This window comes from Micromonospora sp. NPDC005206, assembly GCF_040608175.1.
Lineage (GTDB): Bacteria > Actinomycetota > Actinomycetes > Mycobacteriales > Micromonosporaceae > Micromonospora.
In genome coordinates this window covers 14,315-38,357 of the sequence record NZ_JBEXHU010000016.1, presented here as the reverse complement: position 1 = coordinate 38,357, position 24,043 = coordinate 14,315, and the positions used below count along the sequence as shown (strand labels likewise).

Sequence of the window (24,043 nt, the reverse complement as noted above, 5' to 3'; positions counted from 1 at the left end):
GCGGGGAGAGCTGCGGAAAGGCCCGCACGGCCGGACCGGCACCGCTGATCCGGTCGATGTCCGTCCGGCCGGGCTGTCACGGGTGGGCCGATGGCGAGGTATTGCCGGCGACGGCGGTAATGCACCACCCGGTCGGCGGCTCAGCCGGCCGGCTCCGCCGGGGCCGGCTCGCTGGTAGGTTCCGTGCCCGTGGCAAGGGACAGGGACGCCGGACTCGGCACGCGGTTCGCCCGGCTGTGGGCGGCCAGCACCCTCTCCGCCCTGGGCAGCGGCCTGGCCACCGTCGCCGCGCCGCTCTTCGTCGCCTCGCGGACGACCGACCCGCTCGTGGTGGCTGCGGCGTCCGCCGTGGCCTGGCTGCCCTGGTTGCTCTTCGCGCTGCCCGGCGGGGTGCTGGTGGACCGGATGGACCGGCGCCGCCTGATGATCGTCATCGACCTGGTGCGAGTGGTAGCGCTGGCCGTGCTGGCCGCGGCGATCATGACCGGGACAGCCGGCGTGGCGCTGCTGTACGTGGTGCTGTTCGTCGTCAACACCGGTGAGATCGTGTTCCGTGCGGCCGGCCAGGCCGTGCTGCCGAGCGTGGTGCCCCGGCACCGCCTGGAGCGGGCCAACGGCTGGCTCGGCGGCGGCACCACCCTCATGCACGGCATGCTCGCCGGACCGCTGGGCGGTCTCCTGTTCGTGCTCGCGGCGAGCAGCCCGTTCCTGGTCAACGCCGTCACGTACGCCCTCAGCGCGGTGCTGGTGGCGCTCATCGGAGGCGATTTCCGGGCCGCCGCCACCGACGTGAGCGCACGCCGTACCCGCTCGATGCGGGGGGAGATCGTCGAAGGGCTGCGCTGGCTGGCCCATCAGCGGCTGCTCCGGACGATGGCCGTGCTGATCGGCCTGCTCAACGTGACCCTGACCGCCGCGCTGGCGGTGCTGGTGCTGCTCGCCGACGAGCGACTGCGGCTCGGGTCCGTCGGCTACGGGCTGCTGTTCACCTGCATGGCCTTCGGCGGGGTGCTCGGCGCGCTCCTCGGCGATCGGCTCATCGCCTGGTCCGGCGCCACCTGGACGATCCGGATCGGCCTGCTGATCGAGGCGGGGCTGCACCTGGCGCTGGCGGCCTCCCGCAGCACGGTCGTGGTCGGGTTCGCGCTCTTCGCCTTCGGCGTACACAGCGCACTGTGGAACATCGTGGCGAACTCGCTGCGCCAACGGCTCACCCCGCCGGAGTTGCAGGGCCGGGTGGCCAGCACCACGCTCTTCGTGGCGGCGGGTGGCAACTGCGTGGGCGCCCTGCTCGGTGGTCTGCTCGCCGCCCGGTTCGGCATCACCGCGCCCTACTGGGTCGGCCTGGCGGTGGCGATCGGCGTCTCCGCCGCCACCTGGCGGGTCTTCACCCGCGCGACGGTGGCCCGCGCCTACGCCGACCCGCCCCCGGCCGTACCCGATCCCGCCCGGGTGGGCTGAGGACGCGCCGCGTCGGTGGCGGCGGGTGGTGGGGCAGAGCGGTGTGGCAGCGTGGGGCGGGTGACCGGATCCGCGCCGCTGGACGTCGACCTCGCGCTGCTCGGCGGCGGCGGCGCCGCGTCGCTGCTGCTCGCCGCGCTGGACCGGCACGGCGTCCGCGACCTGCGGATCGCGGTCGTCGACCCGGTGCGCCGGCGCGGCCAGGACCGCACCTGGGCGTTCTGGGGCCACCCGGACGATGACCTGGACCCGCTGCTCAGCGCGAGCTGGCAGCAGGTCGACGTGGTCACGCCGGCGCGGCGTCGGGTGCTCGACCTGGCCCCGCTGCGGTACGCCATGCTCCGCTCCGGCCCGGTCTACGACCGGGCTGCCGAGGCCGAGCGCCGCCTCGGCGCCACCCGGATCGTCGTGCCCGCCGGGACGGTCGTCGACGACGGCACCCGGGTGGTGGTGCGCACCGGCGGCGAGCCCACCGTACGGGCCGGCTGGGTGCTCGACTCCCGTCCCCGCCCACCGGCCCGACCCGGGCGCACCACCTGGTTGCAGCACTTCCGGGGGTGGTGGCTCGAAGCCGACCGGCCGGTGTTCGACCCGGCGCGGGCGGTGCTGATGGACTTCCGCACCCCGCAGCCAACCCGGGGCGTCTCGTTCGGGTACATGCTCCCGGTGAGCGACCGTTACGCCCTGGTCGAGTACACCGAGTTCTCGCCGGAACTGCTCACCGATTCCGGGTACGACACGGCGCTGGCCGGCTACCGGGACCTGCTCGGGCTCGATCCGGCCGGGCTGCGGGTGCGTGAGGTGGAGAACGGGGTGATCCCGATGACCGACGCGCCGTTCCCGGCCCGGCCCTCACCCCGGGTGGTCCGCCTCGGCACGGCCGGCGGCGCGACCCGCCCCTCCACCGGCTTCACGTTCTCCGCGATGTACCGCCAGGCCGACCAGGTGGCCCGTGCCCTCGCAGCCGGGCGGCCGCCGGTGCCCGCGCCGGCGTACCCGCGCCGGCACCGCTGGATGGACGCGGTCGCGCTGCGCGCGCTGGACCGGGGCGGGGTCGGTGGCCCGGACTTCTTCGACCGGCTCTTCGACCGCAACCCGGCCGAGCGGGTGCTGCGCTTCCTCGACGGCGTGACCACCCCCGCCGAGGAGGTCGCCGTGATGAACTCCACCCGGCTGCTGCCGATGATCGCGGCCACCGCCGGCGACGCGGTGGACCGCGTCCGCGACCGGCTGCGCCCGACCCGACCCGCCCCGGCCATCCCGGCGGCCGTGGTGGGCGTCCCGCCCGCCGGCGGAGCCAGCGATGCCGGGCCGGACGGCGTCGGGTCGGAGCCCGGCGCGCCGCCCCGCTGACCGGGCGAATCAGCGCTCGGCGGTCACCGCGTCACGGATCAGGACCCGCAGGTCCTCCATCGGGTCACCGTCGCCGGCCCCGAGCAGCGTCTTCGTCGCCGCGACCGTCAGCCCCAGTTCCGGATAGGCGTACGCCAGGCTGCCACCGCTGCCGGCCGCGCCGAACGACCCGTCGGAGTCCACCGCGTACCCGAGGCCCCAGGTCGCCTCCTGCCCGAACACCCACTCCCGGCCCGGACCGGCGGGCGTGGTGGCGGCACGCAGCCGCGCCGGTGAGATCAGCCGGACGCCGTCCACCTCGCCGATCAGCGCGGCGAGCATCCGGGCCGCCGCGCGGGCGGTCATGGTGCCGGTGGCCGGCACGTCCGCGGTGAGGACGTCGGCGCGGCTGCCGATCTCCGCGCCGGGCCGGACGCCGGGCGGGGCGACCCGGTCGAAGTTCGGCAGGTTGGCGCTGGCGTAGTCGAACAGCGCCGACAGGTTACGGTCCTCGACCCGGGCCAGCCGACCCAGCTCGGCCGCGGGCACCCCGAGGTACAGCTCGCCCGGCACCCCGAGCGGGCCGGCCACGTCCTCGGCGAGGACCTGCGAGACGCGCCGGCCGGTCACCCGGCGGACCACCTCGCCGACCAGCCAGCCGAAGGTCCACGCGTGGTACGCCTTCAGCTCGCCGGGCGGGGCGATCGGCTCGGCGTCGGCGACCATCTGACACATCCGGTCCCAGTCGGTGAAGTCCTCCGGAATCACGTCCGCCGGCAGGGCGGGTACGCCAGCGGTGTGGGTTAGGGCGTGCCGCAGGGTGACCCCGTCCTTGCCGTGCCGGGCGAACTCCGGCCACACCTCGGCGATCCGCAGGTCGTAGTCCAATTCACCGCGCTCGGCCAGCACGTGCACCACCGTCGCGGTGAGCGCCTTGCCCGTGGACACGCTCCAGACGGGGGTGTCGGCGGTCAGCGGCCGGCCGGTTGCCCGGTCGGCGGCACCGGCGTGCACCTCCAGGATCGGCTCGCCGTCGAGGTACGCGGCGACCTGCACGCCCGCTTCCCGCCCGGCGGCGATCAGTTCGTCGATCCGCTGCCGCACGTCGGCCCGCAGGCCGTCCCAGTTTCCGCCCATGGTGATCGACTCTGGCAGACCGGGCCGGGGCGACGCGCGGGATTTTCGACCGGCGACACCCGGCGTGGCGGCCACCCGAGCGCGGGTCGCGGCGTCGCAGCCCGGTAGGTTGCTCGCCATGGTGGACGCGGCGGCCGGCAGAGGTGTGCAGATCTGGACCGACGGGGCGTGCAGCGGAAACCCCGGACCGGGCGGCTGGGGCGCCCTGCTGCGCTACGGCGACCACGAGCGGGAGCTGTGCGGCGGCGAGGCCAGTCCGACCACCAACAACCGGATGGAGCTGATGGCGGCCATCCAGGCTTTGGAGAGCCTGAACCGGCCGGTAACCGTCGAGCTGCACACCGACAGCACGTACGTGCGCAACGGCATCACCAGCTGGCTGGCGTCCTGGAAGCGCAACGGCTGGCTGACCGCCGCGAAGCAGCCGGTGAAGAACGCCGACCTGTGGCAGCGGCTGGAGGCCGCCTGCGAGCGGCACCAGGTCACCTGGCTGTGGGTCAAGGGGCACAACGGTCACCCGGAGAACGAGCGGGCCGACGGGCTGGCCAACAAGGGCATGACCGAGGCGCGGGCGGCCGCGCTGGCCAGCCGCTGACTCCGCGCTGAGCCCGCGTCAGCGGGTCGCGTCCGGGTGCCCGGGCATGCTGGACCCACCGCCGCTGCTGCCGGAGGAGCCCCCGGCGACACCCGAGTTGTCGTCCTCGGTCACGATGTCCGGCCGTACGTCGGTGCCGTCCGGCGGCGGGACCTCGGTGTCCGCCTCGACCTGCACCAACCGGGCCTGGCCGGCCTCGTCCTCGCTGTGCTGCGGGTCGCTCGGCAGCTCACCGTCGCGCTTTCGGAAACCCACGCCGTGCCCCCCGTCGGTGCCGTTCCGCGTCGGCGGTGGCTACCCGGCGTCGTCGCCGACGAAACCTCGCCCGCTGGCGCTGACCGCCGGTGTGATCGTCTCGGCCGGCGGCGGGGCGGACGGCAGCCGCAGCGTCCCGCGGCGGCTGACCGCCACGACCAGGGCCAGCGCCAGCGCGCCGCTGCCCGCAGTGCTCGGTCCACGCTGGCTTCCGCGAGTTGACCGGAGGCTGACCGCGACGCGCACCCGATCGGGCTGGCGTCGCCTATCGGCGCCGGCCGCGGCGGGCGGGCGCCGCGGCCTGGTGCGGTCGGCGGACCGGCGTCAGCGACAGCGCCGTCCAGTGCGCCGGCCGGGTGAGCGTCGCCGGCAGCCCGGTGCGCGCGTCACCGCGAGCGGCGTCCAGCTGGGCCTGGTGCAGGAAGAGGGTGGCCCGCAGGTCCGCGCCGCGTAGGTCGGCGCCGCGCAGGTCGGCGCCCGTGACGTCGGCCAGGCCCAGGTCGACACCGCGCAGGTCGGCGCCGATCAGCAACGCCCCGCGCAGGTTGGCCCGGCGCAGGTCCATTCCGCGCAGATCCGCCCCCAGCAGCTGCGCGCCACGGCGGTCGAGGCCTGGGGCGCCGCCCCGGGATCGGGCCGCTTCCCCGGCCCGCGAGAGCAACGGGTTGACCCGGTCTCGGTGCGCGGCCACATCCACCGCGCGCAGCTGCGCCGGCTCGCCCCCGATGAGCGCCGACATCTCGGCGCGGGCGCGCTCCAGCTCGACGCGCAGCTCGGCCGGCGGGCGCAGCGCCAACGCCTCGGTCAGGTACCAGAGCAGCTCGTGCAGCGGACGCAGCACGGTGAACGCCGCAGCCATCTCCGGCAGCATCTGCGGCGCGTCCCGCCAGTCCCGCCCACCGAAGGTCACCTGGGCGACCTGCTGGCCGGCGCCGAAGCAGTCGAACACCGTGCAGCCGGGAAACCCGCGCTCCCGCAGCTCGGTGTGGATGCCGCAGCGGTGGTCGGGACGCAGGTTGGCGCAGGGTTGACCGGCCGGCTTGTCGACGGCGAAATCCGCCGAGGCGGCGAAGGCGGGCACCACGCAGCACAGCCCGAAGCAGCGCCCACAGTCGGCGCGCAGCTGCGTCGGCCCGGGCGGGGGAGCGGGGCTGGGCGACACGCGGACGGTCCTCCTGGCGATCGGGCACGGCAGCCACCATTGTCCCGCGCGCCGTCCCGACCGGCCGGGTGGGGTCACCGTCCGTGCGTGTCACCGGTCGCCGCGGAGCGGGGCGCGGGGGTGCGCGGACCGGCCGGCTGCTGCGGCGCCAACCGGCGGATCGCCCGCTCCCCGTTGCCGGGCCCGTACTTCTGGTCGAACTGCCGGACCACGGTGGCGACCGGCGTACGGTCTCCGTCGGCTGGCTCGGCCAGGGTGAACACCTCCGGCGCCGCCCCGGGTGCCCGTGGCGGCAGCGCGGCCCGCACGGTCAGCGGCCGGGCCAGCCGGAACGCGTGGCAGTCGACGTAGTGCTGCCCGTCCACCGTCACGTAGGGCACCTGCACCTCGACCACGTCCGAGTCGTCGTGGCGCAGAGTGACCGTCACCGACCAGTACCGCTCCAAATCCAAGGTCGCCTGCTCGTGCTCCCACAGCTCCTCGAACCGGGCGTGCACGAATCCGCCCCACGGGCTGTCCATGTCCACCTCGAGCTGGGGCACGTTGAACGACAGCTTCCCGATCGGGAAGAACGAGATCAGCGCGCGACCGTCCCACTGGTAGAGCTGGATCGACGGGGAGGCGTCGTAGAGCCGGACCTGTAACCGGTGCCGCAGCCGGGGCTCGAGGGCGTCCGAGAAGGCGGCCAGGTGGCGCAGGTTGGTGCGGATCTGCCGCGGCACGTTTACCCGCTGCCGCTCCAGTTCCTCGGAGCGCTGCTGGGCGGCGGTGCAGTCCGGGTCGAGCAGGAGCAGCTGCACCTGGGAGCCGTTGGCCAGCGCCGCGCGTACCGCCGCCAAGGTCTCCTCCCGGTGCCGCTGCTCCAGCAGGATGGTCCAGGTGTCGAGGATCCGTACCCGGCGGCCGGCGCGGTGCAGCCGCGCCACGAAAGCCTGCTGGTCGAAGCTCAGGTGCTCCTGTACCCGCGCCTTGCGGGCCTCCTCGAACAGCGGATCGAAGATGACATACGAGATGGCCGCGAGCACCACGCTGGCGCCCAGGTTGAGCAGGAGGTCGCTGAGGAAGCCGGTGCTGCGCCAGGCGGCCAGCAGCATCAGGGCGGCGATCCCGAGCAGCGCCCCACCGACGACGAAGGCGCGTCGTTGCCGGCCGCCCCGACCAGCCCACTCGGGCATCCGGTCCCCCTCCGTCGTCGACCGGCTTCACCGCCGCCGCTGATCACCGGAAGGGGGAAGGATACGTGCCCGGTTTGCCGCTCGCTGTCCCGTTCGCGACCGGCGGTGTTTTCCGCTGGGGGTCAGACCGAGCGCCAGTCGTTCGACGTCAGGCTGTTGGCCTGCGGGCCCATCAGCAGCATGCCCCCGTCGACCGGCCAGGACGCCCCGGTGACGTAGCTGGCGGCGGGGGAAGCGAGCAGTGCGACCACTGCGGCGACCTCCCGGGCGTCGCCCGGCCGCCCCACCGGTACGCCGGGCCGCTCCTGGGTGAACGGGTCGACGTCCTCCTGACCGGTCATCGGCGTGGCGATCTCACCCGGGGCGACCGCGTTGACGGTGATTCCATCGGCGGCCAACTCCTGTGCCATCACCCCGGTCAACAGCCCCAGCCCACCCTTCGCGGCACAGTACGCGGCAGAGCCGACCCGGGGCGCATGCTCGTGCACGCTGGTGATGTTGATGATCCGCCCGCCGTTCCCGGCGGCCCGCATCCGCCGGGCGGCGCGCTGCCCGCACAGGAAGGGCGCCTCCAGGTCGACCGACAGCACCTCCCGCCACTGTTCCCAGGAGGTGTCGACGAACGGGGTCGAGGCGCCGGTGCCCGCGTTGTTGACCAGAACCCCGATGCCGCCCAGCCGGTCGGCCAGCTCGTCCACGACCGCCGCCGCCTCCGGCAGCCGGGTCAGGTCGACCTCGGCGACCTCGCAGCGCCGCCCGATGGCCCGGACCTCGGTGGCGGTCCGCTCGGCGCCGTCGGGGTCGCCGTACCAGGTGATACCGATCTCGAAGCCGGCCTCGGCCAGGGCGACCGCGCAGGCCTTGCCGATGCCGGAGTCCGCGCCGGTGACGACCGCGATTCTCGGGTAGTTCTCGTACCGCTGGGGCATGCTCCCGCACTACCCGGACCGGACGGGCGCCAACCGGGTGTACGAGTGCGCGTGGCGGGTAGCCGTCCGGGCATGGAGCTGGTCCAGGAGTCGCCGTACCGGTTCCGGATCGACCGCGAGGCGCCGATGCGGGTGCCCGGGGTCGTGTTCGCCATGCCGGAGCTGCTGCCCGACGTCGGTGCCGACCGGTCGCTGGACCAGGTGGCGAACGTGGCCACCCTGCCTGGCATTGTCGACGCGTCGTACGCCATGCCGGACGTGCACTGGGGTTACGGCTTCCCGATCGGTGGCGTCGCGGCCACCGACGTCGCCGCGGGCGGTGTGGTCTCGCCCGGCGGGGTGGGTTTCGACATCTCCTGCGGGGTCCGGCTGCTCACCGCCGAGCTGGACCGGGCGGAGCTACCCCGGATCATCGACGCGCTGATGAACGGTCTGGACCCGGCCATCCCGCGTGGCATGGGCCGGGGCTCGGTCTGGCAGCTCGCGGACCGCGCCGAGCTGGACGCGGTGCTGCGCGGTGGCTCCCGGTACGCCGTCGAGCAGGGGCACGGGGTGCCCCGGGACCTGGCCCGCTGTGAGGACGGCGGCGCGGTGACCGACGCCGATCCGGCGCAGGTCGGCGAGCGGGCCGTGCAGCGCGGGCAGGGCCAGGTCGGCAGCCTCGGCTCCGGCAACCACTTCCTTGAGGTGCAGGCCGTCGAGGAGGTGTACGACGAGCCGGTCGCCGCGGCGTTCGGGCTGCGCCAGGGGCAGGTCTGCGTGATGATCCACTGTGGCTCGCGCGGGCTGGGCCACCAGATCTGCACCGACTACGTACGGATCATGGAGGGGGTGATGCCCCGGCACGGCATCGAGGTGCCGGACCGGCAGCTGGCCTGCGCGCCGGTCGATTCGCCGGAGGGACGGGCCTACCTGGGCGCGATGGCCGCAGCGGCGAACTACGCGCGGGCCAACCGGCAACTGCTCACCGAGGCGGCCCGCCGGGTCTTCAGCCGGGTCGCCGGGACCGACCTGGACCTGGTCTACGACGTGTCGCACAACCTCGCCAAGATCGAGGATCACGAGCGGGACGGCGGCACCCGGCAGCTCTGCGTGCACCGCAAGGGCGCCACCCGCGCGCTGCCGCCCGGCCACCCGGACCTCCCTGCCGACCTGCGCGACGCGGGACAGCCGGTGCTGATTCCCGGCTCGATGGGCACCTCGTCGTACGTGCTCACCGGCGTCGCCGGCAACCCGGCCTTCGCGTCCACCTGTCACGGCGCCGGCCGTACCCGCAGCCGTGGCGAGGCCACCCGCGCCGCCCGGGGCCAGGACGTGCGGCGCGACCTGGCGGCGCGGGGCGTGGCCGTACGCGGCGCGTCCTGGAAGGGGCTGGCCGAGGAGATGCCGGAGGCGTACAAGGACGTGTCGGCGGTGGTGGAAGCGGCCCGGGGCGCGGGCCTGTGCCGGCTTGTCGCCCGGCTCACGCCGCTCGGCGTGGTCAAGGGCTGACCGGGCCGGGCTGACCCGCGGCTGCGCGCCCGCCGACGCTCACACGTCCAGGGTCACCGCGCACGACCAGCCGGCGTCGTCCGGGCCGACGCGCAGCGCGTGCAGCGACACCGCCTTCGGCACCGCGCCGACCAGCTCCACCGCGTCGGTGCTGGTCGACCGCCAGCGGGCCAGCAGGCCACCGGCCCCGGTCGACCGCACGTCGCAGTCCAGCGGCAGGGTGCCCTCGGTGTCCAGCCGGAAGATCACCTCGTCCAGCAGGCCGACCAGCAGGTCCTCATCGTCACCGGGCGGCAGCTCGAACTCGGTGTCCGCCTCCGCCCGGGCGCCGCTGATGTCCGCGAACGTCTCGACCAGCGCGGCGACCGCCTCGGCCAGGCACCCCTCCCGGTCCGGCGCCCACGCCTCGATCCGTACGTCGGCGGTGTGCGGGACGCTCCGGTGCCCCCGCTGCGTCGAGCGCTGCATGCCTCCGATCATGCCGGCCCGTCGACACGTCCGCCCCAGATCCGCCCCGGTCCCATGGGACCGTGACCTACCGGCCGGCGGCGTACCGTCGTCGGATGCGGATCACCCGGTTCACCCACTCCTGCGTCCGGATCGAGCACGACGGCGGCGTGTTGGTCGTCGACCCCGGCACGTGGAGCGAACCGCGCGCCCTGGTCGGCGCGGACGCCGTCCTGGTCACCCACGAGCACACCGACCACGTGGACGTGCTGCGGCTGGCCGGCCTGGGCGTCCCGGTCTACGCCCCGGAGGGCGCACAACTGCCCGACCTCGCCCCGCTGCCGGTCACCCGGGTCCACGCCGGGCAACGCTTCACCGCGGCCGGCATTCCGGTCACCGCCCACGGCGGCCGGCACGCCGCCATCCACGACGGTCAACCGGACTGTCCCAACCTCGGCTACCTGATCGGCGACGGGCTCTACCACCCGGGCGACTCGGTGCACGTGCCGGACGAGCCGGTCCGCACGCTGCTGGTTCCGGCGCAGGGGTCCTGGCTGCGCCTCGACGAGGCGATCCGGTTCGCCCGGGAGGTGGGCGCCGAACGGGCGTACCCGATCCACGACGCGCAGCTCAACGAGCGCGGCCTGGCCAGCGTCGCCGGCTGGTTCGCCGAGACGATCCCCGGCTACCGCCACCTCGTCCCCGGCGACACCGCCTGACCTGCCGCTTTACCGGCGGCCATCGTGTCGAACCGGGGTGCGGCGCCGGTGAGCACGGAGGCACCCGTCGGTGCCGACCACCCCTCGGTCAGTTCCGCCACCAGTGCGCCGACCAACCGGGTCACGTCCGCCTCGGCGTCGGGGTGCAACGCCTCGGCGACGATCAGCACCGACGAGGTGCCCTCCCGCACGGCCGACCAGCCGCTCTGCCGGTTCGTCCAGCGCCGGGCGTGCGCCCGGCCGGCGGCGTCCACGAAGGTCACCTCGCCCGGGTCGGGGTGCTCGGTCTCGCCGGCGAAGCTCAGGTACTCCTCGTCGCCGTGGGCAGGGCGGACCACCAGATCGCCGTCGACCCGGTCCAGGTCGAGCACCGCGACCGGGATCGCGTACGCGGCCGAGACGGCGTTGCAGAGGTCGACCAGGGGGTGCAGCCGGGGCAGGTCGCCGTCCAGCCGCAACCGGCGCAGCAGCGCCTCCGCCGCGCACCGGTACCGGGTGGGGCGCAGCCCCATCGCGGCGTACGCCCGCCGCCACGCCTGGATCTCCGGGAACCCGCTCTCGGCCCCGCCGGCCAACCGTTCACGGGCGACGGCGGTGTACACGGCGGTCCGCTGCGCCACGTCCGCCGTGGGGGTGATGCCGGTGGCCAGGACCACGCCGGCCACCAGGTCCGGGTACGCGGCGCGGAGCGCTGCGGAATGCTGGAACTGCACGGGACTCCTATCGTTCGGTGAGAGCGAGCGTCACGCCGAGCGCGACGAACGTGCCGGCGACCGACCGGCGCAACCAGTCGGTGACCCTCGGCCGGGTGAGCACCCGGTCGCGCAGCCGGGCCGCGAAGATGCCGTAGCCGCTGAATACCACGAAGGTGAGCAGCATGAACACGGCCCCGCACGCGAGCATCGACCGTGTCGAGCCTGGGGCGGTGGTGTCCACGAACTGCGGCAGGAACGCGACGAAGAACAGCGTCGGCTTCGGGTTGAGCAGGTTGACCAGCACCCCGGAGATGATCACCCGGGCCGCCGAGCGGGGTGGCGTACCGGGAGTCGCCGCGAAGGCGCTGCGGTCCCGCACGGTCGACCAGGCCAGGTAGAGCAGGTACCCGACGCCGAGGTACCGGACCACCTCGAACGCCGCCGCGCTCGCCTGCAGCAGCGCGGCGAGACCGGTCATCGCCGCCAGCAGGTGCGGCACCACCCCCAGCGTGCAGGCGAAGGCGGCCAGCACGCCGGCCCGGGCGCCCCGGGACAGCCCGGCGGAGAGGGTGAAGAACACCCCGGTGCCCGGAGTGATCACCACGATCAGCGTGGTGATCAGGAACGGGATCGTCACGGTCGTCCTCCGGTGGGCTCGGCGGGGCTGTCTGAACTCCCACTCTGCTGCCAGGATGGTCCGGTGAGCAGGGCCAAACCGAGAGCATCCGAGAGGTCCATAACGGCCGGGTCGGACTTCCTGCACCTGACCATCACCGACGCTCCGCCCGGTGGGCGGGCCGACTGGCTGGCCGGCCGGCTGCGCCAGGCCATCGCCGACGGGCGGGTGCCGGTCGGCGGGCGGCTCCCCGCCACCCGGGTGCTCGCCGCCGACCTCGGCGTCTCCCGGGGCGTGGTCACTGAGGCGTACCAGCGGCTCACCGAGGAGGGGCACGTCACCGGTCGAGGCCGTGCCGGGACGGTGGTCGTCGCCGCCCCGGCCGCGCCCGCCACGTCGGCGCCCGCCCCGGCCGCCGCGCCGGCGCCGGACGCGCTCTTCCCGCCCGCTCCGGGCAGCGACATCTTCGACGCGGTACGCGCGGCGAGCGCCACGATCGACCTGACGCCCGGCGTACCCGATCTGGCCGCCTTTCCCCGCGCGGACTGGCTGCGCGCCGAACGTGTCGTGCTGCGCGATCTCGCCGCGGCCGACCTGGGCTACGGCGACCCGTGCGGCGCGGCCGCGCTGCGCCGGGCCGTGGCCGCCTGGCTCGCCCGCAGCCGGGGCATCGCCGTCGACCCCGGCGAGGTGATCATCGTGGCGGGGGTGTCCCAGGCGCTCGGGCTGCTCGCCCAGGCGCTCGGCATCGACCGGATCGCGGTCGAGGACCCCGGGTCGTTGGGCGTACGCCAGCACCTGAACAACTGGGGGATCCACACCCCGCCGATCGCGGTGGACGGCGCCGGGCTGCGCGTCGACGAGTTGGCCGCCAGCGGCGTGGCCGCGGTGATGCTCACACCCGCGCACCAGTTCCCGACCGGCGTGGTGCTCGACGGCGACCGCCGCCGTCAGCTCCTCGACTGGGCCCGGTCCGGCGGTTTGATCATCGAGGACGACTACGACGCCGAGCACCGCTACGACCGGCCCCCGGTGCCGGCGCTGCGCGGCCTGCTACCCGAGCAGGTCTGCTACGCCGGCAGCGTGTCCAAACTGCTCGCCCCGGCGCTGCGGGTCGGCTGGCTGCTCGTGCCGCCCCGCCACCGGGAGGCGGTGGTGGCCGCCAAGCGCAGCGCCGACCTGGGCAACGCGGTGCTGCCGCAACTGGTGCTGGCGGAGCTGATGACCTCCGGCGCGCTGGAGCGACAGCTGCGGCTGCTGCGCCGCCGACACATCCGTCGCCGCGACGCGATGATCGCCGCGCTGACCCGGCACCTGCCCGGCGCGACCGTGCACGGCGCGGCGGCCGGCCTGCACCTGACCATCACACTCGACAACGGGCTGGCCGACACCGAGCTGGCGGCGGCGACACTGGCCCGCGGTGTGAAGGTGCAACCGCTGTCCTGGCACTGCCAGCGGCCGCACCGGCCAGGCCTGGTGCTCGGCTACGCCGCGAACACCGCGTCGGACATCGAGGAGGGCGTCGCGACGATCGCGTCCGTCCTCCGGCAGCTGTAGAAGCAGTGATGGGCGAGGCGGACACAGCGGTGTCCTCGGACGTGTCGGTTGCGCTCATATCTGGTGTGGTCTACGTCACGATAGCGTCGGCGCACGCCGACGCCCCCGCCGGCGCTCGCAAGGAGAGCGTCCATGACGACACCGCTGAAAGCCGCCACCGCCCTCGCCGCCGTCCTCCTGCTGATCCTGACCACCGCGGCGCCCGCCCAGGCCGCCAACCCGGCCACCAAGCCCCCGGTCTCCGGCTCGTTGGGCACCTACAACGTCTCCGGCGTCTACGTCACGGGCGTCTCCTCCGGTGGCTACCTCGCCACGCAACTGCACGTCGCCTACTCGTCCCGGATCCGCGGCGCGGCCGTCTTCGCCGCCGGGCCGTACTACTGCGCCCAGAACAACGTCGCCCAGGCGCTCTACGGCTGCGGCGACAACCAGTACCCGACCAACCTGTCGGCCCTGCAGGCGTACACCCGGACCTGGGCGTCCTACGGCTGGGTCGACCCGGTCGGCAACCTGTCCGGTGACCCGGTGTACGTCTTCCACGGCGGCAACGACACCACCGTCAAGAAGTCCGTCACCGACGACCTGGTCCGGTACTACCAGCACTTCGGGGCCAGCGTGCAGTACGACAGCGGCTCCGCGGCCGGCCACTCCTGGGTCACCCCGTACGGAACGCGGGGCTGCACCGCGACCGCGTCGCCGTTCCTCAACGACTGCGGCGTCGACCCGCAGAACGCCCTGCTCCGCAAACTGCTCGGTGGAGTGAACGCGCCCAACACCGGCCCGCTCGGTGGCACGCTCATCCGGTTCAGCCAGAACACCTTCGCGGTCAACGGCTGGGCCAACGGGTTGAGCATGGACGCCAACGGCTTCGCGTACGTCCCGTCGGCCTGCGCGGCCGGCCAGTCGTGCCGGCTGCTGGTGGCCCTGCACGGCTGCCTCCAGGGGTACGGCTCGGTGGGCACCGCCTTCGTCGACCGGGCGAACCTGAACCAGTACGCCGACACCAACAACCTGATCGTCCTCTACCCCCAGGCGAGCACCGCCGGCACCAACCCGAACGGCTGCTGGGACTGGTGGGGCTACCTCGGCGCGACCAACTACCCGATCAAGGGCGGCGCCCAGCTGGAGACCGTCATGAACATGGTCCGGCGTCTGGACGGCTGAACGTCCTGGGTTGACCGGGCGGGCCCGCCCGGTCAACCCAGCAGCAGGCGGACCAGGACGAGCACGGCGAGCAGCGCCGGCCCGCGCGCGCCCTGGCGCAGCAGGTCGACCGGGATCATCCCGAACGGCGTGTTCGCCGTCGCACCGCCGTAGTCGATGGCCGGTCGGGTGGCGGCCCGCCAAGCGGCGGCCACCACCCCGAGTGCCAGCGTCGGCGCCAGCCACGCCGGCCCACCGTCGACGGTCGGCAGGGTCGACAGCCACCACAGGCCGGCGCCGACCGCCGGCACGACCAAATGGATCCCGCGCAGCGCCGCATCACTGCCACCGAGCGCCCGACGCAACCCGGGTGACCGGCTGATCGACCGCAGGCCGCCGGTCAACCGGTCGGCGGCGAGGTAGCCGAACACCACCTGCGCGGCACCGGCCAGCCCGGGCAGGGCGAGCGCGGCCGCGTACTGGACTCCGATCAGCGCCGCCCAGATCAGCAGGGCGCTGGGGTGGCGTCCAAGCCGGCGCACATCGGCCTGGAGCAGCGCCCACCAGGCGGGGCCGGGCAGGAACCGGCGGCTGCGCACCCGGCCGATCCGGCGCCAGCGGCGGCTCTCCACCAGGCCGGCGAGCAGGCTCGGGTCGAGCAGGATCGTGGCCGTGGCGGCGGCGTTGGCGAACTGCGCGCCGGTGGTCAGCGTGGCCCGATCCACCCGCGGCAGCGCGCGGACCGCCAGAACGGCGGCGACGACCGCGAGGGGCACCCCGACGGCGACCAGCGCGGCGGCCGGCGTCGCCGACGGCCGAGGCAGCCCGTCGCCGAGACGACCGACGAGCACCACCAGCCCCGTGATGATGGCGGCCGCCAGCATCGGGACCGCCCCCGCCACGGCCGGCCACCGCCGGCCCGTCCGGCTGCCCTGGGCGACGACACTCAGCGCCAGCGCTGCGGCGCCCCAACCCGCGCCGGCCGCCGCCGCCCAGCCCAGCGCGGTCGGGTCGCTGACGCCGCCCAGCGCCGCCACGGCCACCCCGAGCAGCGCGGTGCCGGCCGCCGCGCCCGCCAGCAGGACGCCGAGGCGCGGCACCAGCCAGGCCCGCCGGTCGATCGGCGCGCTGGCCACCCAGCTCTGCGTCGCCGGGGTCACCAGCAGCGGACCGAGGGCACGCAGGCCGCGCCAGGCGAGCCCGGCCCCGGCCAGCAGCGCGGCGACCGCCAGCCACCAGCGCACCCCCGGATCGGCCTGGCCGACGGTGGGGGAGTTCAGCATGTCGCGGCTGGCGCTGATCGCGAACCAGCCGTACATGCCCACGAAGAGGACCATGACGTACGCATCGCCCAGCACGTCACCGAGGGAGTGGTCGTGATGCCCGCGGCGGGCCCGGCGCAGATGCGTACGCACCTGCCGGGCGGTGGGCACGCCGGTCGGCGCCTCGGCGACGGTTGCCGGCGGGGCGGTCACCGGCCGATCTCGATGCGCTCGTCGACCACCGCGTCGATCAGCTCCGGGTCGTGCGACGCCAGCAGAACAGCGGTGCCCGCGTCCCGCTCCCGGCGCAGCCGGTCGGCCAGCCACTGGCGGCCGCGGACGTCCAGGCGCTGCTCCGGCTCGTCCAGGATCAGCACCCGGCGGGGGCGTACGAAGCAGGACGCCAGCGCCAGCCGGCGGCGCTGCCCGCTGGACAGGGTCACCGGCAGCTGGTCGCGGGCCGGTTCCAGACCCAGCTCGGCGAGCACCTCCTCAACCGGCTCGGCGTTGCCGCCGTGCGCGTACGCGACCAGCTCCAGGTGCTCGACCACGGACAGGTCGGGGAAGAAGTCGATGTCGTCCAGGGCGGCCGCCACCAGCGCCCGCACCTGGGGATCGGTCTCGTCGGCCCGGCGACCCTGCACCAGCACCTCGCCCGCGTCCGGCCGGTCGGCGCCGACCACGCAGCGCAGCAGGGTGGTCTTTCCGCTGCCGTTGGGGCCCAGCACCACCGCGATCCGGCCCGCCTGGAGCGTGAAGCTCACGTCGTCGAGCACGACCAGGTTGCCGAAGTTGCGGCTCAGTCCCCGCACCGAGAGCGTATCCACGATCACACACTCTCCCAGACCCGTTCAACCGGCCAACCTGAGCGACCGACATCACGCGGGCGCCCCTGCCGCGCAGGTCGGGACGCGGATCACGCGCCGGCCACCGGCAGCTCCCCGTCGTCCTCCAGCCGGCTGTCCGCGGCGGCCTGCCCGTCGGCGTCGCCGACCTCCTCGGCCACCGCCGCCGCGTCCGCCCAGTGTCGCCGCGCCTCAGCCCGGTCGCCCAGCGCCGCGGCGGCGTCACCCAGGTACAGCAGGGTGCGTGCCAGCCCCGCGGTGGGCCGGCTCTCCTCGCGCAGCCGCCGACCCTCGGCCAGCAGCTCGTACGCCGCCCGCGCCTGCCCGGGCGTGGCGGTCAGCAGCGTCGCCCCGGCGTTGAGCAGCGCCGCCGACCGGCTCGTCGGGTCGCTGACCGACTCGTACTCGCGCAGCGCGGCCCGCCACGCCTGCGCGGCATCCAGGTGCTCGCCGAGGGCGGCGTGCACCAGCACCAGGTTGGTCAGCGCCGCCGCGTAGCCACGGGCGTCACCCACCGACCGGAACGTGTTCGCCGCCCGCACCAGATGGTGGTGCGCGATCTCCAGCTCGCCCCGGGCCAACTGCGCGGCGCCCAGGCCCAGATCGGTCAGGGCGTGCCCGGCCCGGTCCGCGCCCGAGCGGTGCCGGCGGGACAGCTCCAGGTGCTCCACCGCGTCGTCGAGCTGCCCCAGGTCGATCAGGGCCAGGCCGAGGTTCATCCGGGCCTGGGCGGTGCCCCGCCGGCCGCGCTCGGCGACCGCGAGGGTGAGTGCGGCGGCGGCACCCTGCGGGTCGTGCCGGCGCCGGCGCAGCACCCCCAGCTCGTTGTGCGCCCACCCGGCGATCTCCGGTCGGTCGTCGGCCGTCGGGGTGGCCAGCACGGTACGGCAGACCTGCTCCCACTCGTTGAGCCGCTCGACGTGCGCCAGCCATCCGCACAGCGCCACGGCCAGCCGGAACCACCACCGGCGCACCCGGCGCGGCAGCGTCTCGGCCGCGCCGGCCGGCACCCGGACCACCGCCAGCAGCAGCTCCTGGTGCAGGTCGAACCAGCCGTACGGGTCGTCGTCCAGCGGCAGTGACCACTCCCGGTCCGGTGGAGAGCCCAGCACGGCCAGGTTGGCCGCGTGCCGTTCGGCCCGTCGGGCCAGGTGCCGGGTCAGCCGGGCCTGCGCGGCGACCCGGGCCCGGGCCGGATCGGCGTCGCGCAGGTGCAGCCGTGCGTTGCCGGCGAGCAGGGGGCGGATCTCGTACCGGTCGCCGGGCGCGCCGACGACGAACGCCGCGGCGGCCAGTTGGTCGAGCAGCGCGGTCACCCGTTCCGGGTGTCGACCGGCCAGCGCGGCGATGGCGGGCCGGTCCACCGGGGCGGGCGCCAGCGACATCAGCCTGTAGAGCCGTCGGGCCTCACGGGTCAACGCCCGGTACGCGGTGTCCCGTTCGGTGACCAGCCGGGCCGCCGGCGAGACGGTGACCCGCTGGTGCGGCGGCGTCTGCACCGCGCGGCGCAGCGCGTCCAGCACGTCGGCGTGCCGCCAGCCGTGCTGGGCGGTGCGGTAGCCGAGTGCCCGGACGGTGCGCGGCTGCCGCCCGCACAGCTCGACGATGTCGCCGACCGCCGGGTCGGTGCGCGGGTCGGCGCGGCGGATCCGGGCGGCCGGCGCGGCCACGCCCGCTGCGGCGAACAGCTCGACCGCCTCGGCCGGGCCCGGCTCGGCGATCCAGTGCGCGACCACGCCCTGCAGCCCACTCAACGCCGGGCCGCCGGCGAGCAGCAGCCGGCAGGTCCGCGCGGTCGGCGGCAGCAGCGGCAGGACCTGCTCGGGCCGGTCGACGTTGTCCAGCACCAGCAGGATCTTGCGGCCGTCGAGCTGGCCACGCACGGCGTCGGCGGCGACCGCGAGGGCGTCCGGCCGGCCCGAGACGGGCGCGGCGGTGCCCAGCACCCCGGCCAGCGCGGTGAGCACCTGCCGGGCGGACCGGGGTCGACCGCCGCGGCGCAGGTCGAGGTAGTACTGCCCGTCCGGGAAGTCCTCCCGGCACAGGTTCGCGGCCTGTACGGCGCAGGCGGAGGTGCCCACCGCCCGCCGGCCCAGCACGGCCACCGCGTGCTCCCGGGCGAGCAGCGCGAGCACCGCCTGGACGTGCTCGTCGCGGCCGGTGAAGCCGGCCGGGTACGGCAGCGTCGGCGCGCCGGTGGCCGGTGCGGCGACGACCTCGGTGGGTTCCGGGCTCACCTCCCGACCGGTTCGGCGCCGGCGCATCTCGAACACCACGAAACCGACCCCGCCGCTGACCACCAGCGCGATGCTCGCCGGCCCGAGCACGCTGGCCGCCAGCTCGGAGAGCATGTTGCTGGCCAGGTTGCCGAGCACCCCGCTGACCAGCGTGCCGACCGCGATCAGCACCGGCCAGCGCGGCCCGCGGCCGGTGCCGGTGGGGCCGGTCACCGGACGCCCCCGGAGACCAGCCCGGCGACGAGCTGCCGGCGGGCGAGCACCACCAGCAGCACCGGCAGCACCGAGGCGAACACCGAGGCGGCGGCCAGCGCCCCGCTGTTGGACACGAAGCCACGGGACTGCCCGGCCAGGAACAGCCCCAGCGGTGTCGCCTCCGGCCCGCTGAACAGCAGGCCCACCACCAGGTCGTTCCAGACCTGGACGAACTCCAGCACGGAGACCGCGACCACCGCGGGCAGGTTGTGCCGGGCCAGCCGGCGCAGCGTGCCCCACCAGCGGCGCCCACCCAGCCGGGCGCCGCGCACCTGCTCGGCGGGCAGGTCGGCGAACGCGTTGCGCAGCACCAGGACCGCGAACGGCACGCCCAGCGCCACGTGCACCAGGGCCAGGCCGCGGGCGGTGCCGGAGGAGAGCACCAGGCCGAGCACCTCGTTGAGCGGCCCGGCGATGACCTGTACCGGTACGACGCTGGCGGCCAGCAGCAGCAGCCCGGTGGCCTGGGCGGCCGGTCCGGTCAACCAGGCCAGCGGGTACGCGGCCAGCAGCGCGACCACCAGCACCGTGGCGGTCACGACGGTGGCCAGCAGCAGCGTGAAGGCCAGCGTTCGCCACAGCTCGGCCCCGGTGACCAGGTCGCGGTAGGAGCCAACCCCCGGCGGCGTCGACCACCAGCCGCGCGCCGCCGCATCCACCTGACCGTGCAGGGAGGTGGCGACCAGCACCACCAGCGGCACCAGCCAGGCCACCGCGGCGCCCGCCGCGAGCAGTCGGAACACCCGCCGGGGCGGTGCCACCCGGTCCGGGTCCGGCGGCATCTCGGCCCGCGGCGGCGGCCACGCCTGCCGGACGAACAGCGCCGCCACCAGGATCCCGCCGATGACCGCCACCAGCCACACCACACCGAGTGCGGCGCCCTCGCCGGTGGTGGTGCCACCCGAGGTCTGCCAGACCCGCAGCGCCAGCACGGCGGCCTCGTCCCGGACCGAGCCGGGGGTCATCACCAGGATCAGGTCGAAGGTGCGGCTGGTGCCCACCGCGACCAGCGCGAAGACCACCGCCACGGTACGCAGCAGCAGCGGTCGCCACTGCGCGTCCCACAGCACGTGCCGGCGACCGCCGCCGTAGGCGCGTACCGCGTCGGCCAGGTTCGGGGGCACCGCGTCCAGCGCGGCCCGGAAGACCAGCACGGCCAGGCCGACCCAGGCCCAGACGAACGCCGACATCAGCGCCACCGTGACCAGGCCCGGCCCGAGCAGTTGCGGGGCCTCTGCGGCGGACCGGCCGGTCAGTCGCGCCGCGACCAGCGTGGCCAGGCCCCGGCTCGGGTCGGGGTCGTACATCAGCCGGAACGTCACTCCGGTGACGACCAGCGGCAACGCCACCGGCACCAGCAGGATCAGGCGGACCAGCCCACCCTCCTGCGAGCGGCGCGACGCGGCGGCGAGCAGGTAGCCCAGCGCCGTGACCACCGCCGGCACCAGCACCGCCCAGAGGACCGTGCGGCCCACCACCGCGCCGGTGTCCGGCGCGTCGAGCGCGGTGCGGAAGTGCTCGGCGCCGACCCAGTGACCGTCCGTGGTGACGCTGGCGTGCACCGTTCGCAGCACCGGCCACAGCACCAGCCCGCCGAGCAGCAGGATCGCCGGCAACAGCAGCGCGGAGGTCGCGCCGGCCGCCGGGTACGCCCGGCCGCGCCGGGGCGGCCCCACATCGTCGAGCACGGCCAGCTCGCCGAGCACCCGGATCCGGCTCACCGCCCGCCTCCCGCGCTGCGGGCCGCAGCGGCGAGCTGCCCGGTGGCCCGGCGGACCGCCTCGGCGGCGGGTACGCCGTCGGTGACGTCGGAGAAGAAGTCCTGCATGATCCGCCAGATGCCCACCCCGTCGGAGCCGGTGAAGGGCCCGGGCAGCTGGTCGGAGAGGTCGAAGCGCAGGGTGCCGGGAGCGCGCATCTCGCCGGCGAGCTGGCGGCGGACCGGATCGGCGTAGCTGTCCAGCGCGACCGTGGTGTTCGGCGACAGGTAGCCGCCGGCGTCCAACCAGGGCTGGAACGCGCCGGCCTGACTGAGCCACTCGATCAGCTCCACCCCGCCCCGGGCGTCGGCGAACGCCACCGCCGCGTCTCCGCCGACGATCAGCGGGCCACCGCCGCCCGCCCGCGCGCTCGGGAACCGAAAGGTCTTCGGCTGCTCCGGGCCGCGCCGGAACGTGCCGGCCACCTCGGCCGTGAAGTCGGCCTCGAAGACCATCACCGCCCGCCCGGAGCGCACCACCTGGATCACCGACTCCTCGTACTGGGTGAGCAGGGCACGGCGGCCGCCGCCGGGGAACGCGCCGCCGATGCTCCACAGCTCGGCGAGCCGGTCCAGGGTGTCGCGCACCGGTCGGCCCTGCCAGTCGGCGTCCGGGCCGGCGAGGGCGTCGTACGCGTCGGGGGCCAGGTCGGCCAGCACGTTCTCGAACCAGTCGGTGAGCACCCAGCCGTCCGCCGCGCCGATCGCCAGGGGCGCCGGGCCGGACCCGCGCCGGGCGAGCGCGCCGAGGGTGCGGGTCACGGTGACCAGCTCGTCCCAGGTGGCCGGCGGCCGGGGCAGCACCGACGGCAGATGCCAGATCAGCGACTTGTGCGCCGCCTTCACCCAGACGCCGTAACGCCGCCCGCGGGTCATCAGCAGGTCGCTCAGCCCGGTGGGCACCGCGTACTCGTTCGACGGGCGCACCGGGCTCAGCCAGCCCCGCAGGGCGTAGTCGGTGACCAGGCCGGGGCGCGGCAGGATCGCCACGTCCGGGCTGGTGCCAGCGAGGTGCCGGGCGCGCAGGAACGCGTCGATGTCGTTGCCGGCGCTGACCACGTGCACCGGGGCCGGGTAGCCGGCGACGACCCGCCGGAACCGGTCCAGCTCGCTTCCGCTCCAGACCACCGCCACCTGCACGGACCGGGTGCCGCCGGCGCAGCCGGCCGCGGTCACCGCGGCGCCGGCCGCGGCGGCGCGCAGCAGGGTACGGCGGGTCGCCCGCCCGGCCGGCGTCACCGGACCGTCCCCTCGGGTTCGGTGACCAGCTCGTGCCGGCGCGGGATCTCGGCCAGGGTGGCCGGATCGGCGGTGCACACCAGCACGGCCACCCCCGGTGCGTCCGGTGGGGACAGCCGGGGCAGCAGGTCGCCGAGGCGGCCGCCGCCGGCCGGATCGACGGGCAGGTCGACGACGAGGACCTCGGGCAGGCAGACCGCGGCCCGGGCCAGCGCCACCCGGAACCGCTGGGCGTCGGAGAGCAGGTGCGGCAGCAGGGCCAGCGTCGGGGCCAGCTCCAGCCGGTCCACCACGGTGGCTGTCCAGTCGTCGGCCACCTCGTGCACCCGTTCGCGACGGCGTTGGCCGTACTCGATGTTGCGGCGCACGGTGAGCTGTGGCAGCAGTGCGCCGCCGGCGGGCACGTAGCCGATCTGCCGGCGTGGCGGCGGCAGGGCGGTGACGTCCCGGTCGCCGACGATGACCCGCCCGGTGACCGGGGCGGCGAGCCCGGCCAGCACCCGGGCCACGGCCGTGCCGACCCGGGGTGGCGTCACCAGGGCGGCGGTCGTGCCGGCCGGAACGTCGAGGGTCACCGGCCCAGTGCCGGGGACGGCGACCAGTGCGCGTAGCCGTAACGTGAGCCTCACCTCCGGTGACCGCTGGTGACCGTCCCAGGGTGGCACACCGCGCCGACAGTCGATGCCCCGTGGATCTTCCATTGTGGAAGAAGTGGCGCGTGCCGTTACCGTGCCGGCTGCTCGCTGCGGGCGTAGAGGGCGGCCAGTCCGGCCGCCGTGGCGGCGAGTCGCTCGCGCAGCGCGACCGGGGTCAGCACCTCCACGTCGGCGCCGAGACGGAGCAGGTCACCGTGTGCGTGGGTGAGCGACTCGATCGGCAGCGCCGCGGTCACCCAGCCCTGGGCGTCCGGTGGCCCGGCGCTGGCGTCCACCGCTGCCACCACCGGATCGCTGCCGATCTCCCGCAGCCGTTCCCGGCCGCCCGGGGAGAGCCGCACGGTGGCCTCGTCCTGGTGCAGCCGGGCCCGGAACTGCACCACGTGCGCGCGCCACCAGGCCGGCAGGTCGAAGTCGGGCGGGCGGTCGAACTCCTCGGCGAGGGGGGTCAGTGCGAGGATCTGGTTGACCCGGTAGGTCGCCGGGGCGCCCCGGCCGGGCCGGTCGGCCACCACGTACCACCGGCCGCCCTTGAGCACCAGGCCGTACGGCTCCAACACCCGGGTCACCTCGCCGTTCCAGCTGCGGTAGCGCACCTCGACGCGGTGTTGCCGCCAGACCGCCTCGGCGGTGCGGGCCAGCTCGGGGGACGCGTCGCCGTCGGCGTACCAGCCGGGTGTGTCAAGGTGGAAGCGCTGTTGGAGCTGGGTGGCCCGGTCGCGCAGTGGGGCGGGCAGCGCGGCGTGCAGCTTGAGTTGCAGCGCGGCCACCACGTCGCCGTAGCCCAGCTCGTCGGCCGGCCCAGGCAGCCCGGCCAGGAAGAGCCGGTCGGCCTCTTCGGCGGTCAGGCCGGTCAACCGCGTCCGCCACCCGTCGACCAGTTGGTAGCCGCCGGCGTGCCCGGCCTCCCCGTAGAGCGGGATGCCGGCGGCGTGCAGCGACTCCACATCCCGGTAGATCGTCCGCGGTGAGACGGCCAACCGCTCGGCGAGCTGCGCGGCGGTGAGCCGGCCGTGCGACTGGAGCAGCAGCAGGAGGGAGAGAAGTCGACTGGCCCGCACTTCACTGACACTAGC

General features: G+C 75.1%; 23 protein-coding genes. 7 read left to right on the top strand and 16 right to left on the bottom strand.

Annotation, left to right across the window (positions count from 1 at the left end):
* The first annotated feature begins 189 nt into the window (after positions 1-189).
* Together ABZU69_RS24195 and ABZU69_RS24190 are read left to right on the top strand one after the other, a co-directional pair.
* Positions 190-1,461 (top strand): MFS transporter, encoded by a 1,272-nt coding sequence (locus tag ABZU69_RS24195; RefSeq protein ID WP_354966616.1) that lies wholly within the window; start codon positions 190-192, stop codon positions 1,459-1,461.
* A 60-nt stretch (positions 1,462-1,521) separates the two neighbouring features.
* Complete coding sequence (locus tag ABZU69_RS24190; RefSeq protein WP_354966615.1) at positions 1,522-2,814, top strand: lycopene cyclase family protein; 1,293 nt, start codon at positions 1,522-1,524, stop codon at positions 2,812-2,814.
* A 9-nt stretch (positions 2,815-2,823) separates the two neighbouring features.
* Here ABZU69_RS24190 and ABZU69_RS24185 read toward each other — a convergent pair whose 3' ends face one another.
* Entirely contained in the window at positions 2,824-3,930 is a 1,107-nt protein-coding gene (locus ABZU69_RS24185) for a serine hydrolase domain-containing protein (RefSeq protein WP_354966614.1), read from the bottom strand.
* Between the two features lie 118 nt (positions 3,931-4,048).
* Between ABZU69_RS24185 and rnhA the strand changes: the two genes are divergently transcribed.
* Positions 4,049-4,525 carry a ribonuclease HI gene (gene rnhA, locus ABZU69_RS24180; RefSeq protein WP_354966613.1) on the top strand — a complete coding sequence of 159 codons (477 nt, stop codon included), beginning with the start codon at positions 4,049-4,051 and terminating at the stop codon, positions 4,523-4,525.
* A gap of 18 nt (positions 4,526-4,543) precedes the next feature.
* Here rnhA and ABZU69_RS24175 read toward each other — a convergent pair whose 3' ends face one another.
* The 5 genes from ABZU69_RS24175 to ABZU69_RS24155 form a co-directional block, all read right to left on the bottom strand.
* The gene (locus ABZU69_RS24175; protein WP_354966612.1) at positions 4,544-4,780 is read right to left on the bottom strand and encodes a preprotein translocase YidC; all 237 of its coding nucleotides are present in this window, start codon (positions 4,778-4,780) and stop codon (positions 4,544-4,546) included.
* A gap of 39 nt (positions 4,781-4,819) precedes the next feature.
* Entirely contained in the window at positions 4,820-5,026 is a 207-nt protein-coding gene (locus ABZU69_RS24170) for a hypothetical protein (protein ID WP_354966611.1), read from the bottom strand.
* 19 nt (positions 5,027-5,045) lie between these two features.
* The gene (locus ABZU69_RS24165; RefSeq protein WP_354966610.1) at positions 5,046-5,942 is read right to left on the bottom strand and encodes a pentapeptide repeat-containing protein; all 897 of its coding nucleotides are present in this window, start codon (positions 5,940-5,942) and stop codon (positions 5,046-5,048) included.
* A gap of 74 nt (positions 5,943-6,016) precedes the next feature.
* Complete coding sequence (locus tag ABZU69_RS24160; RefSeq protein WP_354966609.1) at positions 6,017-7,117, bottom strand: DUF5919 domain-containing protein; 1,101 nt, start codon at positions 7,115-7,117, stop codon at positions 6,017-6,019.
* A gap of 122 nt (positions 7,118-7,239) precedes the next feature.
* Positions 7,240-8,046 (bottom strand): SDR family oxidoreductase, encoded by an 807-nt coding sequence (locus ABZU69_RS24155; RefSeq protein ID WP_354966608.1) that lies wholly within the window; start codon positions 8,044-8,046, stop codon positions 7,240-7,242.
* Between the two features lie 72 nt (positions 8,047-8,118).
* Between ABZU69_RS24155 and ABZU69_RS24150 the strand changes: the two genes are divergently transcribed.
* Positions 8,119-9,537 carry an RtcB family protein gene (locus ABZU69_RS24150; protein WP_354966607.1) on the top strand — a complete coding sequence of 473 codons (1,419 nt, stop codon included), beginning with the start codon at positions 8,119-8,121 and terminating at the stop codon, positions 9,535-9,537.
* 39 nt (positions 9,538-9,576) lie between these two features.
* Here the strand turns inward: ABZU69_RS24150 and ABZU69_RS24145 are convergent, their stop codons facing one another.
* The gene (locus tag ABZU69_RS24145; RefSeq protein ID WP_354966606.1) at positions 9,577-10,005 is read right to left on the bottom strand and encodes an archease; all 429 of its coding nucleotides are present in this window, start codon (positions 10,003-10,005) and stop codon (positions 9,577-9,579) included.
* Positions 10,006-10,100: 95 nt separating this feature from the next.
* Here ABZU69_RS24145 and ABZU69_RS24140 point away from each other — a divergent pair, with 95 nt between their 5' ends.
* Positions 10,101-10,703: an MBL fold metallo-hydrolase gene (locus tag ABZU69_RS24140; protein WP_354966605.1), complete on the top strand. Its 603-nt coding sequence runs from the start codon at positions 10,101-10,103 to the stop codon at positions 10,701-10,703.
* Here the strand turns inward: ABZU69_RS24140 and ABZU69_RS24135 are convergent.
* Both ABZU69_RS24135 and ABZU69_RS24130 read right to left on the bottom strand, forming a co-directional pair.
* Entirely contained in the window at positions 10,670-11,416 is a 747-nt protein-coding gene (locus ABZU69_RS24135) for a phenylalanine--tRNA ligase beta subunit-related protein (RefSeq protein ID WP_354966604.1), read from the bottom strand. The genes ABZU69_RS24140 and ABZU69_RS24135 overlap by 34 nt on opposite strands.
* Before the next feature lie 7 nt (positions 11,417-11,423).
* Complete coding sequence (locus ABZU69_RS24130) at positions 11,424-12,035, bottom strand: LysE family translocator (RefSeq protein ID WP_354966603.1); 612 nt, start codon at positions 12,033-12,035, stop codon at positions 11,424-11,426.
* 63 nt (positions 12,036-12,098) lie between these two features.
* On the opposite strand from ABZU69_RS24130, the gene ABZU69_RS24125 reads away from it, so the two are divergent.
* Entirely contained in the window at positions 12,099-13,571 is a 1,473-nt protein-coding gene (locus ABZU69_RS24125; protein ID WP_354966602.1) for a PLP-dependent aminotransferase family protein, read from the top strand.
* A gap of 132 nt (positions 13,572-13,703) precedes the next feature.
* Entirely contained in the window at positions 13,704-14,735 is a 1,032-nt protein-coding gene (locus ABZU69_RS24120; RefSeq protein WP_354966601.1) for a PHB depolymerase family esterase, read from the top strand.
* 32 nt (positions 14,736-14,767) lie between these two features.
* Here the strand turns inward: ABZU69_RS24120 and ABZU69_RS24115 are convergent, their stop codons facing one another.
* From ABZU69_RS24115 to ABZU69_RS24085, 7 genes are all read right to left on the bottom strand, one after another.
* Positions 14,768-16,189: a DUF6297 family protein gene (locus ABZU69_RS24115; protein WP_354966600.1), complete on the bottom strand. Its 1,422-nt coding sequence runs from the start codon at positions 16,187-16,189 to the stop codon at positions 14,768-14,770.
* Positions 16,186-16,809 (bottom strand): ABC transporter ATP-binding protein, encoded by a 624-nt coding sequence (locus ABZU69_RS24110; RefSeq protein ID WP_089021258.1) that lies wholly within the window; start codon positions 16,807-16,809, stop codon positions 16,186-16,188. Before ABZU69_RS24110 ends, ABZU69_RS24115 begins: the two co-directional genes overlap by 4 nt.
* 83 nt (positions 16,810-16,892) lie before the next feature.
* Positions 16,893-19,271 carry a tetratricopeptide repeat protein gene (locus ABZU69_RS24105; RefSeq protein WP_354966599.1) on the bottom strand — a complete coding sequence of 793 codons (2,379 nt, stop codon included), beginning with the start codon at positions 19,269-19,271 and terminating at the stop codon, positions 16,893-16,895.
* On the bottom strand, positions 19,268-21,034 hold the full coding sequence (locus tag ABZU69_RS24100; RefSeq protein WP_354966598.1) for an ABC transporter permease subunit: 1,767 nt from the start codon (positions 21,032-21,034) through the stop codon (positions 19,268-19,270). The genes ABZU69_RS24105 and ABZU69_RS24100 overlap by 4 nt, the downstream gene beginning before the upstream one ends.
* The gene (locus ABZU69_RS24095) at positions 21,031-22,311 is read right to left on the bottom strand and encodes an extracellular solute-binding protein (protein WP_354966597.1); all 1,281 of its coding nucleotides are present in this window, start codon (positions 22,309-22,311) and stop codon (positions 21,031-21,033) included. Before ABZU69_RS24095 ends, ABZU69_RS24100 begins: the two co-directional genes overlap by 4 nt.
* Positions 22,308-22,940 carry an ATP-binding cassette domain-containing protein gene (locus ABZU69_RS24090; protein WP_354966596.1) on the bottom strand — a complete coding sequence of 211 codons (633 nt, stop codon included), beginning with the start codon at positions 22,938-22,940 and terminating at the stop codon, positions 22,308-22,310. The genes ABZU69_RS24095 and ABZU69_RS24090 overlap by 4 nt, the downstream gene beginning before the upstream one ends.
* Before the next feature lie 95 nt (positions 22,941-23,035).
* Positions 23,036-24,028 carry a WYL domain-containing protein gene (locus tag ABZU69_RS24085; protein WP_354966595.1) on the bottom strand — a complete coding sequence of 331 codons (993 nt, stop codon included), beginning with the start codon at positions 24,026-24,028 and terminating at the stop codon, positions 23,036-23,038.
* Positions 24,029-24,043: the final 15 nt, after the last annotated feature.